Here is a 19365-nt window from a genome sequence, read left to right on the forward strand (position 1 = left end):
TGCTACTCCTTTCCCTTATCCACGTTTGTCGGGATATGAATCACTATTTTGGTTCCTTGATTTTCTCCGGACTCAATCTCTATTCTTCCTTCTAACAGTTCAACCCGTTCTCTCATCCCAATCAGACCGAAGTGGGTATGATCCTTGCTTTTCTTTGCAAGAAGCTCCGGTTTGAACCCAAGCCCATTGTCCTGAACGACAATTTTGACGAGCTGAGCCTGGTATGTAATTTCCACTACAACATAAGTGGGATAAGCATGCTTTGCAGCATTCGACAGACCTTCCTGCACAAGGCGGTAGATCGCTGCCTCCATCGCGGAAGATAAACGGTGTTCCTTACCTCTTGTTTCAAAAAGCGACCGGATTTTTGTTTTTACCTCAAAATCCTGCACATACTTCCGAAGCGTTGGAATCAGTCCCAGATCATCCAGTGCCATAGGACGCAGATTGAAAATAACTTTTCTCATTTCTTCAAGACTGGAACGAACCTGGCCTTTCAAATCTACTATTTCGGCCTGGACCATCTTAAAATCCTGCTTAATGAGCATTCTTTCTACAATTTCCGTCCTAAGCACTAGATTTGCGAGCATCTGTGCAGGCCCGTCATGAATCTCACGAGCAATACGTTTCCGCTCTTCTTCCTGGGCCAAAATTATTTTCAAACCAATCATTTGTCGATTCTTGGCAGATTCGATGATCCGGGTCACTTGACCCAGTTCACCTGACAGGTATTCGAGTACAACACCCATCTGCGAACCGATGGTCTCGGCACGCTCGACAGAAGCTTCCACATTTTTGGCACGCTTCTGCAGATCATCCCGACGGGCTTTCAGATACATTTCCTTCTCACGATAAATCATCAGATCCAGCTGCAGCTGTGTTGCTTTCTCGTACGCCTGCTTGATATCATGCTCGGAATAACGGACAAAGTCGCGGCTAACCTCAGTCAGCCGGATCCGGGAACGGCGGTAGTTCAACTCCAATTGATCTACTTTCTCGATCGTTTCCGCCGTTTCCTTCAGTACCGACTTCAACTCCTCGTTGAGTGTCTTCAGCTCATCTCGAGTTGCGTCCATAATTTCGAACATTTGATATTTGCTGTTTTCCATGACTTGTATGGCGTTTTTAATGACGCGGTCTATGGCATCGGCTTGTAAATCCACGTTTGTTCGACTCCATTTCTATCGTTTCCGGTATATATCATACCATATCACGATGAGATGGTAACGGTCTTCGTTTTCTGTTCCCATTTTACAGTGAGTCCAAGCTGCTCGGAAACGAGTCTGAGCGGGACTAAAGTCCTACCACCCGTTACGTATGGTGCAACAGTTGCGCTCTGTCTTTTACCATTTAGAATGAATTCTTTCTGCCCTACAACCAGATCAATCAGCTTGCTACCACGTAATACTGTGATCCGCTGATTTTTGCTATCCCAGCTTGCCTGACCACCAAAAGCGTCCAAAACATGTTTGATTGGCACATACGTCGTACCATTTTTCAGGACTGGTGCTGCATCAATTGCTTTTTTTGTTCCATTCACCGTCATCGATTTCTGTCCAAGCACAAGCGAAGCTGTTCCCGTAGGCAATCCAACTTCACTGGACTTGGAGGGCATCGTGAATGCGATATTGTCAAAAGCAACCGTACCTGTCTTCGCGCGCTCATCCTGACCCTCTTCCACATTCACCACATAAACTCGCTTCAGCTTTGCCGGATAGGCGATATTCAGTCCGTTCAGGTCCACGCTCAGCTTCTTCCATCCGCTCCAGTCAATCGCTTTAGCAAGATCGGCATATACCGTTTTGCCATTGGCATCCGTGAATTCAGCGCGCAACCAGTTCAGGCTCTTATCTCCCATAACATCCATCGACATTGATGTCGCTGCAGCAGATACCTCTCTGCCGGTAGAGCCGTTCAGTTGTGCATAAGCGTACATTTTGCCTGTTCCAGCAGTCATGTCATAACCAAGTTGCAATACATTGGAGCCGGCTTTTTCACCCGTTCCTGCTGTAACAGTTGCCGATCCGGTCACACCCGCTGCGTTTGTCGTGAAGTTGATCGGATAGCTCACATTTTCGAAGTTCTCCCAGATCGTTTCGCTTGCAGAAGCCGAGAGTACAACGACTGTGCTGTAACCATCATAACGTCCAATCGCATATCCTACTTGTGCACCAGAATTGACGGAAGATACCGTTAATTGGTCAGCCGTAACTTTACCTTTGAACCCGATAAATTCCCATGTCAGCGAGTCTGCCGGAACCGTTACACTTTGTCCGTTCTTCGTCGTTGCCGTCACCGGAATCGATATCGTTGTGCCCGCTTTGAGCGAACCAAGACCCGATCCTGCTGTCAGAGAAGCCAATTCACTTCCACCCAGTACCGATACTTTAATGGACGATGAAGCTCCATTGCTCGTAGCTGTCAGGGTGGCTGTACCCGGCTTCACGCCTTTGATCGTTCCGTTGCTGACACTCACGATACTGTTGTTGCTGGACTTCCAGGACATGCTGATATCGCCTGTTGCGATCGGGTTGTAGTAGGTGTCGTATCCTTTGGCTGTGTACTTGCCCTCTTGTCCCACCAGCAACGTTTGGCTGCCACTCACGGCAAAGCCCTTCAGTTTACCTACAGGAGCCGTAGAGAACACACCTAGCGTGTTTACAACCTGACGTTGCTCAGTGCCGTACTCTGTGTTGAACGTCAGACCAGCGGTTTGCTCCCCCAACGGACGTGTTACCATTGTTGTGGAGCCGCCTCCGTCCAGGTTCATGCCTTTCCAGACACCCACACTGGTCATAAAGGATTGCAGTTCTGTCAGCGACATCCCGCTGCTGTTACTGTTTTTCTCCGCTGCAATGATGTAGACATACCGACCATCCTGAGAGTAGCCTACTGCCGTTCTTGCACGAATACCGCCAATGCCGGACGCAGCGATATCCCGGGAGAAGGAAGCTGCCTTTCCACCGTTCACCAAAATGGTATGACCGCCAATCATCATCTCCAGATTACTTGGATCAACCGATTGCCCGGTTGTTTTGGCTTTCAGCTTGTAATCCGCATCCAAGGTTTGCCCAACAGAGAGATGGCTCATGATCCATGTCGCTGCTGTTCCATGCGCACGCAAAATGTACCCATCCTGCGGCACCGTCATGTTTAACGCTTTTTTATCCGAGATTTGGGTGATTACTCCGTTCTGCACGAGAACCTCTGTCGGCGTTGTGGAAGGATCATTCGGACGTTTGGTGGATGTCCAGGCAGGTGTATAAATATACATCGAGTTGGCATGACTATATTTCACCGCGCCCGACTCTACCGTATAATCCTCTTTATTTATCCCACGCAAAGCAAAAGTTGAACCATCCTGCGCTTTCACTGTTCCATCAAAAGAATACTCGTCGATCATCGGCTTGCCATCCTTAGTCACTGTGAGAGCATACATGCCCGACAGTTCGGATGGTGTGGAGACCAGTACGCCATCAGAGACCTGTCCGCCAATCGGCGCGAGTTCACCGGATACATTGAAGTAATCGCCATTCACAGCAGCCACTGCACCATTTTCCTTAGCCATGGCACCTGTGCTCTGTTTGCTGTTCAGATTACCGCCCTTGCCTGTCATCACATCCAGCTTCACATACGGATTCTGTAGATCCACCTGGACCACATCCGCCAGTACGTTGACCTTGGAACCGGAACGTGTTGTTGTATATCTGTATTTCATGAGCTTCGCACCCGAAGTCAGAATTTCTTCACTCAACTTGCTTGTATTCGTAGATGCCGCTGCGGCCACCGATTGCCATGAAGTGCCTGACCACATCTGCCCGCCTGCACTCATCACCGGTGCAATCCAGATTACACCCGCCAGCGTCACTATTGCCCATTTCTTCACCTTACTGCCCTTAACGTCTTCCAGCTGTTTCCCATGTTTCCCCAGCATGTCTGAAACGTCTCTCCCATCTTGTATATCAATCTTAGACATCACGAACACTGCCAAGTAGGCAGCCGATAGCGAGATCCCTAGTATACTCTTCTATTAATAGACTGCTTTTTGTGGAAAAAGTTACGCCACTAGCTAACTTTGAGGATATTCTTGGCAAAAAAAGAACCCAGGCGCAGCATTATCTGCACACCTGGCTTCTACCTGAACAATGATTTATGTTGAATCCTATTCTAATTCTGGAAAAAACATTTCGGGAAGCTCTCTATTGGTTTCCTCATAGTTAGCATCAATGTTAAATTCATCACTATAATTCCAGTGCCCATTGGCATAATCAAGATAGAGGAGTGCATTATACTCAGAACTATGCTGCTCTCCATTCTCTGAAATGCTACTCCATTGCAACGTAGCATGGACAACGGCTTGCTTCTCACCAAGAAACACGACACGTTCGTTGGACATACGGTGCGTAGCATCTTCATATTCAAAAGAAGCCTTTTTGCTTTTCTCCCAAGTCATCCAGTCAGCAAGAGCATCTGCATTTCTTTGCTGAATCTTATATGGCGAAGTATATTTATATGTTAATTCATAATCTTCCTGATTCAAGGCTTCATAATATGTCCTCAGATCTGACAATATGCTTTGTTGCTTTTCTTTAAAATTCTCCTTTATATTATCAGCAGATGTATCAATATCTTCTGGGAGACTGGTATAACTGGACAGATATTCCGACTGAAGAATTTTCCACAAATTATTTTCCTTCTTAATTCGGAACACGATCTCATGTTGGTCGTCCATTACCTGATTATTATGGATATATGTAACATACAATAATGCCTGGTTCGCAGATTCATATGTAATGCTTGTTATATCGATACTGTAAATTCGATCCGGAATTTCACTCTCTGGGAGTGTAATCTTACTATCCGTCAGATAGGATCTCTGCATATGATCTGAAGCAAGTAGTTTTACAGTGAAAGCTCTATCATATGTTGTTATCAAATCAAGTATCTCTTTCTCTTGACCATACCCATACTGCACCATCCACGCCGTATTCGACTTTTGATCATACTTAACCGAGTGCTTGGTTAACCAGGCGGCATAACGGATAGGTAAAAAGAATTTTCCATCAATCTGAATACCTGGCCTTTGTAATTCGTAGTAATCTCCCGATCCACTAATATAACCATCGTCCGGTAGAAAGATAAATTTTGATTTCCCGATCTTAACTGAGATCTCTTGATCTACCACGGAGTAATTCGCTTGGTACCCCATTAGTTGAATAAACTCTCGAAATGGAACATACACCGTCCCTGATTTTGTCATCAGTTTAATGTAAGTAGGTTTTTCATTAACGTACAGTTGTATGGATTCTTTATTATTTTGAGCATAAGCCAGTGATGGTAGGGATATTAACCCCAGAACAAGGAAAATTACTAGCATTTTTTTAAACAAATTCACACCCTCTATCCATGAAATTTATATTTTATAATATAAAAAAGCGAAACCAACCAGTTGAACATATTCCCCTGATCGATTTCGCTTCAATAAGATAAAAGAACTACTTACTACTATAGATATCCTAACTTGTCCAAAACTCGTTTTAACATGACTGCTGCCTGTGCACGAGTTGCATTTCCCTGAGGTTCGAATGTTCTGGCTGTCATGCCTTGAATGATTCCCTCCTGAACCGCTTTGGCAACAGAATCCTTGGACTGGATTTTGTTACTGTCCTTGAACTTTGATAGAGTGGAAGCAGCCGAAGATTGCAGCGAAACGGTCTTGCCTCCGTAATTCATAGCCCGCACCATCATAAGTGCCATCTGCTCACGCGTGATGGGGCGATCCGGCTTAAACGTACCATCGGTATTTCCAGTAATGATGCCCGCTTCAGCTGCAGCACCGATATAGGCACTTGTCACACTACCGCTACGTACATCCTGGAAACGACTTGCTGCGGTCGGTTCTCCATTCAGTCCAAGACCTCTAGCGACCAATTCAGCAAATTCTGCACGTGTAATGTTCTCATTCGGTCGGTAGAAGCTACCCGTAGGTGTGTTAATAATCCATTTGGCAGAGAGCTCCTTAATGACCTCACTAGCCCAGTGTGACGCTGTATCCGGATAACTAACGATGTTGTTAACAGGGACTACCGACTGATTGCCATTCAGTTGTCCTCGGACAACTACACCACCTGTCGTATTTTTAAAGGAACTAGGTACATTCGATAACCTAAATGTAACTGGATCGATATACGTAAATCCGGATGTTACACTTGGGGTATTGGCAGCCAATTGCATGGCCAGTTGGCTTTTGATATTCTGATCTACACGTTGATCGCTTGTTCCATTACCGGCATACAAATATACGTCCGTATAATTGCCAAGCTTCTGCGCTCCTGCACCTGCAATCAAGCCTTCCATCGTCCCCGATGAAGATACTGGTACCGTCTCTAACTGAACGTATAAGGATGGAACTGCTGCTCCTGTCGTTGTACTTGTGTTTGACGTTCCTACACTCCGACTCATAGCCGCCATATCTAGATTAGACAGTGGCACCGTCCAGAGGAGATCGCCATATTTCACACCTATAGTGCCTGTGCGATAACTTGCAGCAATCTGAGTCAGTGCATTTAATGGGAACCCAACATACGCAGCCGATTCACTATCCGGAATCTCGAATACCACCGGCTGAGTCAATTTCCCGTTTGCTCCAGCGTATTCAAAGGACTGAATCAACTTGGTTGCATCCACGTTGAATTGACGAGTCGGGCGGTTATAGTGGGACATCGCAGATACAGCAGAACCCGTAGTATTATTCATTACAAGTAAAGACTGACCATAGCTCGATGCATCCAATTCCGACAACCAGGAAGGACGATTTCCCGACTGATTATTGTTGTTGGAACTATTATTCGTCTGTTGTAACGTAAGTGGACCAAATGCTGTTATCGTGACATTCGACGCATCTCGTAACGGCACAGCCCCGGGTACATAACTCACCGTTCCCGTCGAAGTAGCTGTCGATGCTACTGTTGAAGTATCCACTTTCAACGTCACCACAGAGCCAGAAGCTGAAGCAGACAATACGGTTGTCGTTGAATTACCAATCACTACATTGAACTGAGATGCTGTTAGTGCAGCCTGGGACTGGATTGAATCACGGAAATTAATTTGAACCGTGTCTCCCTGAAGCGTAGCCGACAGGATTTTGCCATTTCCATATGTGTACGTTACTGGAGTCAGATTGAGATATCCTGCTGGATTATTGTTCAGATCCGTTAATCTCAACGCTCCAGGTACATATGATAACGATATATTTTGTGTATCCTTCACCGCTGAAGCCAGCGTTAACGTGACCAGATCATTTTCGATCTCGGAATCATTAACGAAGACTGGCTTACCATCGACCAGAACAGAATATTGGCTGTTGAGCGGTTTATTCGTCGTATTCAGTGGTTCATTGTAACGCATCCATAACTTGTTACCACTCACCTCAGCACTCTTAAACTCAGGTGGTTTGGTATCAATTGAATTGCGGACATAGAAGCCGCTGAAGCCAGCAAGAGCCTGTCCACGTGTATCTTTTACAGGCCATGAACCTGGCGTGTATGCAACCTGAACGACTTCACCATCCGTAATGGATCGACTGAGGTTCAATGTCACGACAGAGCTGCTATTGATCGATATGCTATTGATGCCTACAGCATACTGATCCGCAGTTACACTGAATTGTCTTGCTGCATCACTTGAAGTGATATATACCGTCTCAGGGTAGTACAACGTAATTGTACTGTAATACACGTTACCTTCTCGCGGCTTGGACATGACAGAATCTAAACCGTTCTCCACATCTCTTGCGCCAAAAGCAGCCGCAGCATTGGAAGATTGATCTGTAAGACGATTACCTGTAGTACCGGGTGCATATGCGATCCGCACAACCTGTCCTACCGCTACACCCGTATCCAAGACAACATATACACTGTCACCTGAAATATAAGTGGAGCTGACATTCCTCTTTTCACCATTTACAGTGACAGCATACGTACTACTCAGCGAATTAGTGCTGTACAGCCACTCATCATATGTTAGGCGAATGGTGTTATTGCTATGCATCTTAGCATTCTTCAACACAGGTGCAGTTGTATCTGCACTTAATGTTTTAAAGGCCCATGATGTAGACCCATTAAGACCTGTAAATGTATTTCCTGCTTTATCACGAAACGCATTGGCTGGGATGTCTACCACGTAATTTGTGTTGCTATCCAATGCGTTGGTAGGTGTAATCAGCAATTGTCTATTGTTTGAACTATTTATGACTGTCTTAGATGAAACAGTTGCTCCATTTGATTTTTTGAGCGTTACATTCTGAATGTAATTCGGATCAAGTTCCTTGTTGAATGTAACTGTTAAATTTCCCGTTAATGGTGCATTGGTAGTACCGTTTGCGGGAGATACAGTAGATACCATAAGAGACGTCGGATCGGATATGACATTGAATCCCCAAACATTCCCATTAATTGCACTGATATCATTCTCATTGCTATCTCGCAAATAACCTTCTGGCATTACGATGTAATATGTAGTGTTGTTGTTCCAGTTATTCGTGGGAACGATCGTAATCGTATTGGTTCCAAAACCTGTAATTCGAGGTGCTCCTGCGTTTACTGGAATCTGCTCGAATACTGTACCACCAACTCTTCCCTGATAAATAATGAGATTGCCTCTACCTGCGGTTACCGGCTTATCGAACGTCATTACTACCTTAGTTGAAAGGGATACCATTGCTGCGTTATCAGGAACTCTACTCACAAGGGAAGTTGAGCCTAGCCCCAGCGTACTGAAGGTCCACTCTTTGTTAGTCAGTCCCGGAAATGCAGTATTGTCTGCGTAAACAAATGATTTATTATCTATCTCTACATAGTATGTTGCTCCCGGTAGAGTCTTTCCCAGTGTAATCGTCACTCGTAGGCCAGTAGCTGGTACAGGTGTGTTGTCTCCCGCATCGGGTGTCGTAGGGTCTGTAATCGGTGGTGTGGGATCAATCACAACTTGGTCACTGGATACCAGCACCGAACCCATCGTTGTATTGTCATCCAAACGTTTAATCACGATTGAACTTTGTGTACCAGTTGCCTTCTGAACAGGTTTATCAAAATCAATAACGAATGGAACTGAACTATCCACATTCGTTGCTTTCACAGCAGGAACAGTATTCGTTATTCCATTTGCACTTAATGCGTGTGCCGCATATGCTTCCCGCTCAACTCCACTCCAACCCGTAAGCCAGCCTTGAGCAGTTAGCATGACGATCAAGAGTCCAAGTATGCCTTTTCTTGCGATTCTCTTCGATTTCACTGATCTTCCCCCTTATCTAAATTTCTTCTCTTGTCTAATGTACAGACCTCATTATGTATTTCGGTTAGAGAAGGGATTTCATTTAGTTATTTGGGTATATATTCCATAATTTTTCCTTTGTCCATGCAAGCAGTAAAATCGATGGAAGCACAAAAAAGCCCTTAATTCCTGAACGGAATCAAGGGCCTCATTGAATGATCCACATAATGTTAGCTAATTACAGACCTGCTTGAGTTTTCAAAAGGTCTGCTTTGTCCACTTGCTCCCAAGGTACATCCAGGTCTGTACGACCGAAGTGACCGTAAGCAGCAGTTTGTTTGTAGATTGGGCGACGCAGATCCAGCATACGAATAATGCCAGCCGGACGAAGATCAAAGTTGTTGCGCACAAGCTCAACCAATTTCTCTTCGCTGACTTTGCCAGTTCCGTATGTATCCACGTTGATCGATACTGGGTTGGCTACACCAATCGCATACGCGAGCTGGATTTCCACCTTTTCTGCAAGACCTGCAGCTACAAGGTTTTTCGCTACGTAACGAGCCGCATAGGCTGCGGAACGATCTACTTTTGTCGGATCTTTACCAGAGAACGCACCACCGCCGTGACGTGCATAACCGCCGTAAGTATCTACGATGATTTTACGTCCAGTAAGGCCTGCATCTCCCTGAGGTCCGCCAATAACGAAACGTCCTGTTGGGTTGATAAAATATTTAGTCTGCTCATCCAGCAATTCCGCTGGAACGACAGGCAAGATTACGTGTTCTTTGATGTCTTTTTGGATCTGCTCCAGTGTAGTCTCTTCAGCGTGCTGAGTAGACACAACGATGGTATTCACACGTACCGGCTTGTCACCGTCGTATTCAATGGTTACTTGCGTTTTACCGTCCGGACGAAGATATTCCAACGTACCGTTCTTACGCACTTCCGCCAGACGGCGTGCGATACGGTGGGACAATGCGATTGGCAAAGGCATAAGTTCTGGTGTTTCGTTCGTTGCAAAACCGAACATCAGACCTTGGTCACCTGCACCAATATTCTCTGTTTCACGAGCAACTTGTTCCGGGTCACGGTTCTCAAGCGCTGCGTTAACGCCTTGGGCAATATCAGCAGACTGCTCATTCAGAGAAGTCAGAACTGCACAAGTGTTATAATCAAAACCGAACTTGGCACGTGTGTAGCCAATATCCTTAATGGTATTACGAACGATGGACGGAATGTCCACGTATTCAGAAGCTGAACTGATTTCACCGATGACAAGCACTAAGCCTGTGGCTACGGAAACTTCGCAAGCTACACGAGCATTGGGGTCGTTTGCAAGAAACGCGTCCAATACGGCGTCTGAGATCTGATCGCAGATTTTATCCGGATGTCCTTCAGTTACAGACTCCGATGTAAATAGATGCCGGCCTTTAACAGACATGAAGTTTCAACCTCCCATAACTAGTAGTATGGCGATTGCCCGAACAAAACATGACAGCGATTCGTTCACTGTACCCTCGAAGCTTTCCAACATGGAATAAGGACCCTGGGTCCGCAGTTACGAAGATAAGGATTTTTCAGGTAATTGCCTCAAACGAAAATCAACCTTTCCCTAGTGGAAAAGGTTGCATACCTCAAATGCCATCTTAACGTATTTGTCAAGACGTGTCAAACGAATTGGGATAATGAAAATGCCCTATAAGTGCTGCTCTGCCTGACGAATTAGCCTTTTGGTGATCTCTCCACCAACCGATCCATTCTCGCGGGAAGTCAGATGTCCCCACCCTTTGTATTGCCCATAAGAGTGATCACTCACTTCACCCAATTCAGATCCAAATTCTGTATCCGCACCAGCCAACCCTCTGCCACCATACCCCACATTGAAACCGAATTCTGCAGCAATCTCATACTTCATCTGATCCAGCATTTGACGACTTTCGGGTACCACTTTGCGATTGCTTCTAGCCATAGTTCCTGCACCTCCGTTAATTGGTTGTCAACAGTTATAGAGTGAGCAGGAACAAGGCTGGCTAGCCGTATTAATGTTTGTTAGAACTGGGTAATCTGAGCAAATGAAATGTATGAATAATGAATAATTCCTTTAACAGTAGCAAAACCTATTTCAAAGTATATCCACCACGAACCATTACGGTTAGGCTATATTTGTTTCCTTCCAATACCGTGATCCCCCGTCCGTCCCTTGGAAAAGAGAGCAGGTGATTGGTCGGCGCTGCCTGTCCATTCGTCAGGTCAATCCCGTCCGTCAGATCCGCTACACCATTCGTACCTTCACTGACGATCACAGCTTTACCGCTTCGTACAATGAACTCCGCGCCAGACTTGCCGATCAGCTGTTGACCCGGCTTCACGGTTACGATCTCAACGGCATCAGATGCGCCTGAGACCAGTGGAGGAAGCGAAGTATCTCCACCTGTGCTACCGGAGTTCCCAGTTCCTGTAGAGCCTGTATTGTTACCATTTCCTGCATTGCTATCTGTTTCCGTATTGGTACTACCTCCTCCAGTCGGGATCTTACCGCCCAAAGCCTGTTGAATCTGCTGATCTACATAACTCTTCGTTACGACTGGATCATCCGCTGTTCCTGGTTGGCTGGTACCTGCTCCAATGGCTGTATTGCTGTATACCGACCCAACCCACACGCCAACACCAATGGCGAGCGCAGCGAGGGATACTTTCATATAAGGTTTCATGTGAATCATTTTCCTCCTCTGGTAATCTATTAACTTTAACTATAGAGAATAAATAGACATGCGACAAGCAAAACCTCACTTCCGCAGATGTGGAAGCGAGGTCTTAGCTTTAAAATATCTTAAATTTTCGTACAAATTACCGATTATTATTGGGATTATTAGAACCCTCTTCCGGGAACTCCGGGATGATCGGTTCTTCTTTAGGCAGTTTGGATACATCGTAGCTATAACCTTGTTCTGCAAGGCGTATGCGTTGACCCTCGAACACATCATACAAAGCTACGCGATATGAACCACCACGTATTTTATCAAATACCGTATCATCAATACTCCAGTTGAGCGTCTGGTTAATGCCTGTCTTCAGATCGGTTCCTGGTGTGATCTCTTTATCAAACACTTTACCTGACCCATCAGTTAGAGATAAAACAAGCTTGTGTCCATACTCTCCACTATCCACAGCTTCCTCCTGTGTTAAGGAGTAGATCATCTCAATCTGTACTGCCGTTCCACCTGTAAGGTAAGCTTTGATATTGCTGCCCGAGAATTTGAACGGATACAAGTCTATGTCATTCAGAGATGATAGAACAGATAATGATTTCGGTTGCACCTCGAATGACATGGCGTTAACATAAGCCGTCGCCTCGCCTTCACCCGTGACAAACTTGTTGTCAGCAACGCCTTCACCTACAATCAGACGCATATCAGATAATGTTTTTACACTTTTCGGTACTTTAGCCCAGAACGTCACAATACTCTTCTGACCTGGTCCCGGTACACGGTTTGCCTGCTTGGCTGTTGCTTTGTAATATTGACCATCTGCTGTTTTGTAGTATCCTACCAACTTCGCAAGGCCACTCTGACGCAGAGACTTATTCGTCATCTCGAATTCGGTGTATACAATATCGGACGAAGATCCCGGATACACATAGGTTCTGCGTATGCCCAGCTCTGTTTCTTTATCTGCAGTTCCTTGAGTATAAGTCTTCCCTTCGCCTACATAAGATAGAGGCTGAATTAAACCGGACGTACTAAGGGTAATCCAATCATTCTTTTCTTCCTCACTTACTTTCTCCAGCAACGTCAATTCCAGACGGCTCATGTTGAGTTCAGATGGAATCTTCGTCAGGAGATAAGCCTCCATGACCATCCCCGAACCGAGCAACTTGGCGCCTTGCGCGCTAATCAGCTTCGTATCTCCGTCAATTCTAGCGGAATCAATCGTGAACATCGCTTCCAGCTCAGGCAATTGGACCGTTTTGGCTGATGCATTACGGATGGTGACCTTGGCAGCAATAATATCACTGTCTGTCCAAGGGAGACGTTGTAATGAGCCTACAGATACACCGAATGTACCTTTACTATTCTTAATTACCGTTTCTGTCGTAAGTCCATCTCCAGTTGTTACGGATTCAGGAATAGCATAGATGCCAACCGGATAGGAAAACTCAAATCCACTCGTGCCTCCACCAGATGTTTCACCTTCCTTACTACTGTCATCCTTTGTCGTCGGTGTCATGGCATATAATTTGATCTTACTAGTATCCCCATCTCCTTGAATCGTAGTGATCAGCTTGATCGTTTTAGTTGCACCTGGCTTCAACTTCAGATCATCCAGCGCTTTCGTCTCGATCGGATAGGAAGTACCATCTTCTGTACGGATCTCTAATGCATATTTGGGAACCTTAACTTCTTTTTTCCCTTGGTTCTTAATGACCCACTGCATCGTTAGATCGAACTCTTCATCCTCACCACGGACACGAGCAGATTCCAAAAGAGTCGATACAGGTTGTCCATCAATTGAGATAATATTCGGTTGGTTCGCTGCTACATTTACATTGGTTTGACTGGCTTGAGGAAGCTGTAGTGATGCAACTGGCAGAGCAGTCTTCTCTTCACCTTGTTCTTCCACTAGCAGTAATTCTGACTTCTCCAGTTTCAACGCTGTAGGCAATGAAGCCATTAAATTCAACGTTTTGTTGGCCTGTGCCTGAATACTCACACCTGTACTATCCTTATCCGGGGTCAACGGATAATTCGTACCTCCCGGTGTACGTAGAATCCACTTGATATTTGGATTGTCCAATAGCTTATAACTGATATTATTCAGGTTCACGCCAACTTTGACGTATTGTTTCTTATTTTCACCTGGATACACTTTAATACCCGAGACTTTAACCTTGACGGCTGAATCACTCAGACGAACCGTCTTTGTTTTACCTACAGGTGTAGTGATGCTATATGATGCGGGAACATTGAATTTCCCCAGCGTGCTTTCATAATTCGGTTTGCTGAAATCCCATTTCACAATCAGGAAGTTCAGATCACTTAATTTCACTTCACGTCCAACCTTCATAACATATGTGAGATCCACCGTGGAACCCGGTGATACCGCCTTCTTCTCCTGATCCTTAGCGATCAGCTTTGGAGAAAAGCTTGTTCCACCTTTTGTCTTCACTTTGCTCCAATAATCGAGCATCATCATCGGTGTGCTGTCATTATTTTTATACGTCAGTGTATACGTCACCGTATTCCCGTCGTCTTGGGACAAGATATTAACGTCGGTTAGCTTCACGGTACTCCGCGCAGTTACTTTGACCGCAGGTACCTTAGCCAGTGTATGTACGACTTTGTTCGTGGTTGTTGTCTGTTGCTTCTTAGTTGTTGTGCTGTTATTGGTAGCAGGTTTACCTGAGTTAGCTGGTGTACTTGCGGCAGCTACTAAGCTTCCACTTGAACTGATGAATAACATACTAGTTATCAAAGTCGTTATGACCTTCTTATGATCCACTTCCAAACCTCCCATAAGTTGCTTGTTGCTATATAGTATAAACGTTTGGGCGGGCGAGAAAGTTACGATGTTGTTGGTTTTTGAAACAGAAAAGACCGGAGAGATTAATCTCTCCGGTCTTTCTTACTTTAATAAAGTATTAGTTAGAAGAAATAGTAGTTGCAACTGCAACTTGCTTAGTTCCATCCAATACCGTAGCTTTGAATTGCTCACCTACTACATCTTTGCTGTTCAAAGTTACTTGAATAGCATCGTTTGTAGCATTCAAAGTAGCATCATAAGTGTCATTACCAATAGTTACTTTAGAGTTGTTAGCCAAGCCAGTTACAACTTTGGACAATTTAACTGTCAATACTCCAGCTTTAGCTGTTACTCCACCAGTAAAAGTGGCAGTATCAGATGCAACCATAATGCTGTCATCTGCTACAGTTGCAACTGCTGTGAAGTCAGCAAATTGATTAGCATTGACATAAGCTACGAAAGTTTTAACTGATACATCATCTGCTACAACATAAGTTTTAGTAGCAGCGTTATAAGTGATAGTTCCAGTCAAAACTGTTGCGCTAACTGGTTCCACATCTACTACAACATCTTCAGCATTAATTGCATCAGTAGCTTCAGTTGCAGTCAAAGTAATTTGATCACCTACAGCTGTAGCTTTTTTACCAACAACTTCTGCAGAGATCGTAGTACCATTTACAGTTGGATTCGTTACACTTGCAGATGGAGCTGTAACAGTGTAAACGCTGGAATCAGTAGCCTTAGTAGTTGTGCCATTAGCCACAAGATACTTAGCATCTTTAACTTGAACAGAGATTGGTTTGTCAAGTGAAGATGTTTTTGTCAACAACACTGTTACTGTGTTACCAGTAACATCTGTAACTTTATAATCAGCAACTGGAGTCAATGCTGGAGTATTTGTTACAGACAAATCTTTAACAATGATATCATTTGCAATAGCATCTAGTGAAGTGCCAGTTATAAATCCTACGCTATTTGTAAATGTAATTGTAAACTCTTGACCTCCAGCAACTGCTTCTCTAGTAGAAACTTCAGTTACACGAGGAGATACAGCATTGTTAACTGTCATTGAAGCATTAGAAGACAAGTTAAGTTTGTTGTTCGAGTATGTCTCAACAGAGTTATTAGCAAACAGAGTTACAAGAGTTTGACCCGCTACTTCATCAACAGTTTTCAGTGTAACTTTGTTCTCATCAATGCTAACGGAAGCTGGGTACTTACCAGCGATTTGGAAATCGCTAACGTTTGCAGATGCAACTACTTGGTTGAATGTCAACTCGAAAGTTTTAGCATCTTTTTGTACAGCGTTAGTCCATTTCAATTGGTTAGCAGCAGCATCTTTCAAGCTAGAAGCATCCAGGGATACTACTTGACCTGTTTTGGATTTCAATCCAGTTGCTACTACACCTTTAACGGATCCGTTCGGTCCGAATGTAACTTTAGTTCCATCGATGAACTCAGGGAACTGAAGTACTACGGATTTACCACCGTTAACTGCGTTTACGCTAACTTCAGTTGGAAGAGCGATGTTTTGAGCATTAGCACCGTTTTTCTCGAAGTTAATGTAGTAGTTACCTTTAGTATTAACAGTTGCCAAGTCCATTTCGCGACCGAAGTTCAATGTTACTTTGCGAGCAGACTCATTGTAATCTGTAGAAGAGATGGAAGGGTTCGCAGTATCGTTAGCTACGAATGTACCATTGAATTCTACCAATGTGTTTCTCAACGCTGTAGTGTCTTGAACATCAGCAACTTTCAAGTTATAAGTGCCAGTTGCAAGTGTGTTAAAGAAAGTAACGTAGAAGATTTTGTTGGAAGAATCAGCTGCTACTACACTGTTTACTGGGATGACATCGTCACCTTTTTTAATAGTGAAGTATTTTTTATCAGCTGCACTTACAGCTTTGTCAAAACGAACTGTCAATGTGTTAGTACGATCTCCAAATGTAGTTTCAACTACTTGTGGACGAACCAAGTCAACAGTTGCATTGATTTTGTGTTCTTTCACAGCATTAACGTTACCGGAGTAGTCTTTAACTTCTACAAACAAAGTGGACTCATATCCTGGCAGACGGTTAGCTTGTGTGAATTGAACTTCATATACGTTAGAAGCAACTTGAGTTACCGTACCAGTTTTCTTAGTATCGCCAGACTTCCAGTAGAAGCTGTCGTTAGTTACAGAAGCTGGATCGATCTCTTCATCGAAAGTAACAGTTACTTTTTCAAGAGTAGCGGAGATTTCAGTCACTTTAGGACCTTCAGTATCAACAGCTACTGTGAAGTCAGTTGTTGCAGCCAAAGATTTCAAACCAGCGAAGTCTTCAACCAAAGAAGTTGTCAACTTGTGAGCACCTTCAGAGATTGAACCAGTGTAATCACGAAGGATTACTTCACGTTGGTTAGCACCTTGAGTTACAGAGCCAACAAAAGCTTTGTCATCCAATTGGAAGTTGCTGCTTGTTGGAGCTACAACTGGCTCAGAGAAAGTTACTTTGATAACTTTAGTTCCAAGAGCTTTAACTTCTGCTACTGTAGGCAGAACATTGTCAGCAGATGTGAAGGAAACTTCACCTTGTGGCAATACTGTACCAGTAGAAGATTTCACGTTTTTAGCAACAACTTTGTAAGTTGTTCCTTGTACGAATTTGCTGGATTCATTCAGCAAGAGACGAGCTGTTTTACCGTCTTCCAACAAAGTGATCGATTTGATCCCTTTAGAGTTGGAATCGATGCTGTAGTTGTTTTTGTCAGTTGCAGTAGCTTTGTCTACTTTACCGTCAAAAGCAACGTCAACTTCTTTCAAGTTAACAGAAGAAGCGGATTGTACTTTAGTTGCAGCTTCTACAACATAAGTAACTTTTTCAGTGAAAGATTTTTCTTTGTAAGTAAATTTCACTTCAGTTTCTTTGTTAGCTTCAAGAGCTTTATCCAAAGTAACTTTTACAGTTTCGCCGTCGCTGATTTTGAATTCAACAACTTTTCCACCTTCAGTTACTGTGTAAGAAGTTACTTTCAAGCTTTGTGCTTCGTCAATTGCGTAAGCAGCGCCTACAAGCAATTCACGGGAAGCGTTAGCTGTGAAGTTAGTGTTCGCATCAACCAAACCAGCGTTGATTGCTGCTTGAACATAACCTTTAGCCCAAGCTGGAGCAGTGTTGTTTGTTTCAGCTGGGATTTCAAGATCCAATGCACGAGTCAGGATTGTAGCCATCTCGGACACAGTCACTTTACCGTTGAAGTCGAAGATTTTCTTCTCAACGTTTTTACCTTCCATGATACCAGCAGCAGTTACTGCTTCGATGTAAGGTACAGCCCAGTTTTTAGCTGTGTAGTTTTTGTCAGTGTAAGAAAGAGTTCCAGTGATCTCTTTCAGACCCAGCAATTTAGTGATAACTTTTGCAAACTCAGCGCGAGTCATGTCTTTGTCAAGACCTGCTGTACCATCCGGATAACCGTTGAAGATACCTTTTGCTTTCAATGCATCAAACTGTTGTTGCGGGGAAACTGCTGTGTCACCGAATGCTACAGATGCAAACATTGAGAATGCCATTGCTGTAGACAATGCTACGGATAAAATTTTCTTCATAACCTTTTTTTCTCCTCCTTGGGCGTTCATAACATTTGAATTTTCTTTAATAGGGTCGCTCGTATTCCTCATATATTGTTGCACCCCCTTTCCAGAGTTGTGAGCAAGTTAATATAAATGATGTCTGTGAGCATATCACAGAAACTTGTAAACTAAGTTAGTAAAGCAGAATCACACGTAAATAGAGTAGTTTCCTAATCCTACCTTACGTATTATACAATGGGTCTCTCGTGCCGTAAAGCAATTTTTTCTAAAAAATAGACAAGATTCTTCACGAGGTCATTCTTGGTAACAGGCCCAATGTTTTCGACTCTACACTTTAAACGCAGTAGATTTCAAAAAGTTGCGGATTGCACAAAAAAAGTTTTGATTTTTTTTATGTATAGGTACAGTGCGCGTATTGAAGCCATTCAAAACCTTTTCAAACCGTTGATACAGCAGTGAATCTGGAATTGTGATCTCTGGTTTGTCTGTGCTACCAACGTTTATTTATACCCGCAACTTCAGCCCATGAAGCGACAAAATTCACAAAAAATAAAATAAAAAAGCACCCCTACTGGGATGCTCTTGGTGCAGTTCTGGAAGTATAAGTTATTTAATCTTCATCGCGAGTTCGATAATTTGAGCACGCATATTGGGATCACTGTTCAATCTCAGATACATATCGTCAATTGGTTGTCTGTTCTCACGGTACGTTTTCTCATGCTTCATCGTCGTGTGAGACCATTCAATCAATTCATTCTCAGCCAGAACCAGATTGTTATACGCATCATGGAAGCCAGTGGACTGTACAAGCCCTTCCATAACTTCCTGAGAGATCTCCTGAGTCTTGCGTGTATCTTCCAACTTTTTCTCCAGAATGACTGCCTGCTTCTCAAACTGTGTCTTTGCCTTCATGTAGCCCAGCTGGGCTTTCGAATAAATCGGTTTCATTAGCTAACTTCACCCTCTAGATCATTGTGTATTTACCGTTATTGTATCTTAAACTC

At 44.0% G+C, this 19365-nt stretch carries 10 protein-coding genes; all 10 read right to left on the reverse strand.

The features are described from left to right. Window positions 1-2: 2 nt before the first annotated feature. Entirely contained in the window at window positions 3-1163 is a 1161-nt protein-coding gene (locus tag MKY85_RS27000; protein ID WP_074092506.1) for a sensor histidine kinase, read from the reverse strand. Between the two features lie 47 nt (window positions 1164-1210). Continuing rightward, window positions 1211-3934: a stalk domain-containing protein gene (locus tag MKY85_RS27005; RefSeq protein ID WP_342571195.1), complete on the reverse strand. Its 2724-nt coding sequence runs from the start codon at window positions 3932-3934 to the stop codon at window positions 1211-1213. A 228-nt stretch (window positions 3935-4162) separates the two neighbouring features. After that, on the reverse strand, window positions 4163-5389 hold the full coding sequence (locus tag MKY85_RS27010; protein WP_342571196.1) for a stalk domain-containing protein: 1227 nt from the start codon (window positions 5387-5389) through the stop codon (window positions 4163-4165). 116 nt (window positions 5390-5505) lie between these two features. Further along, window positions 5506-9291: an S-layer homology domain-containing protein gene (locus MKY85_RS27015; protein ID WP_342571197.1), complete on the reverse strand. Its 3786-nt coding sequence runs from the start codon at window positions 9289-9291 to the stop codon at window positions 5506-5508. Window positions 9292-9508: 217 nt separating this feature from the next. Then, complete coding sequence (gene metK / locus MKY85_RS27020) at window positions 9509-10711, reverse strand: methionine adenosyltransferase (protein ID WP_342571198.1); 1203 nt, start codon at window positions 10709-10711, stop codon at window positions 9509-9511. A 255-nt stretch (window positions 10712-10966) separates the two neighbouring features. Next, window positions 10967-11239: an alpha/beta-type small acid-soluble spore protein gene (locus MKY85_RS27025; protein WP_342571199.1), complete on the reverse strand. Its 273-nt coding sequence runs from the start codon at window positions 11237-11239 to the stop codon at window positions 10967-10969. A 148-nt stretch (window positions 11240-11387) separates the two neighbouring features. Next, complete coding sequence (locus tag MKY85_RS27030) at window positions 11388-11981, reverse strand: hypothetical protein (RefSeq protein ID WP_342571200.1); 594 nt, start codon at window positions 11979-11981, stop codon at window positions 11388-11390. Window positions 11982-12117: 136 nt separating this feature from the next. After that, window positions 12118-14769, reverse strand: a complete 2652-nt coding sequence (locus MKY85_RS27035) for a hypothetical protein (RefSeq protein WP_342571201.1) — start codon at window positions 14767-14769, stop codon at window positions 12118-12120. Window positions 14770-14908: 139 nt separating this feature from the next. After that, window positions 14909-18448, reverse strand: coding sequence for an S-layer homology domain-containing protein (locus tag MKY85_RS27040; RefSeq protein ID WP_342571202.1), 3540 nt, complete (start codon window positions 18446-18448; stop codon window positions 14909-14911). 519 nt (window positions 18449-18967) lie between these two features. After that, a complete protein-coding gene (locus MKY85_RS27045) occupies window positions 18968-19309 on the reverse strand; it encodes a hypothetical protein (RefSeq protein WP_036612519.1) in 342 nt (113 codons plus the stop codon). Between the last annotated feature and the right edge of the window lie 56 nt (window positions 19310-19365).

It is taken from the genome of Paenibacillus sp. FSL R5-0749 (genome assembly GCF_038595085.1).
Lineage (GTDB): Bacteria > Bacillota > Bacilli > Paenibacillales > Paenibacillaceae > Paenibacillus.

Bases quoted from the DNA above. Each gene is read 5' to 3' on its own strand.
- MKY85_RS27005 (WP_342571195.1), bottom strand. From the start codon at position 3,934: ATGCTGGGGAAACATGGGAAACAGCTGGAAGACGTTAAGGGCAGTAAG.
- metK (WP_342571198.1), bottom strand. From the start codon at position 10,711: ATGTCTGTTAAAGGCCGGCATCTATTTACATCGGAGTCTGTAACTGAA.
- MKY85_RS27030 (WP_342571200.1), bottom strand. From the start codon at position 11,981: ATGAAACCTTATATGAAAGTATCCCTCGCTGCGCTCGCCATTGGTGTT.
- MKY85_RS27025 (WP_342571199.1), bottom strand. From the start codon at position 11,239: ATGGCTAGAAGCAATCGCAAAGTGGTACCCGAAAGTCGTCAAATGCTG.
- MKY85_RS27040 (WP_342571202.1), bottom strand. From the start codon at position 18,448: ATGAGGAATACGAGCGACCCTATTAAAGAAAATTCAAATGTTATGAAC.
- MKY85_RS27045 (WP_036612519.1), bottom strand. From the start codon at position 19,309: ATGAAACCGATTTATTCGAAAGCCCAGCTGGGCTACATGAAGGCAAAG.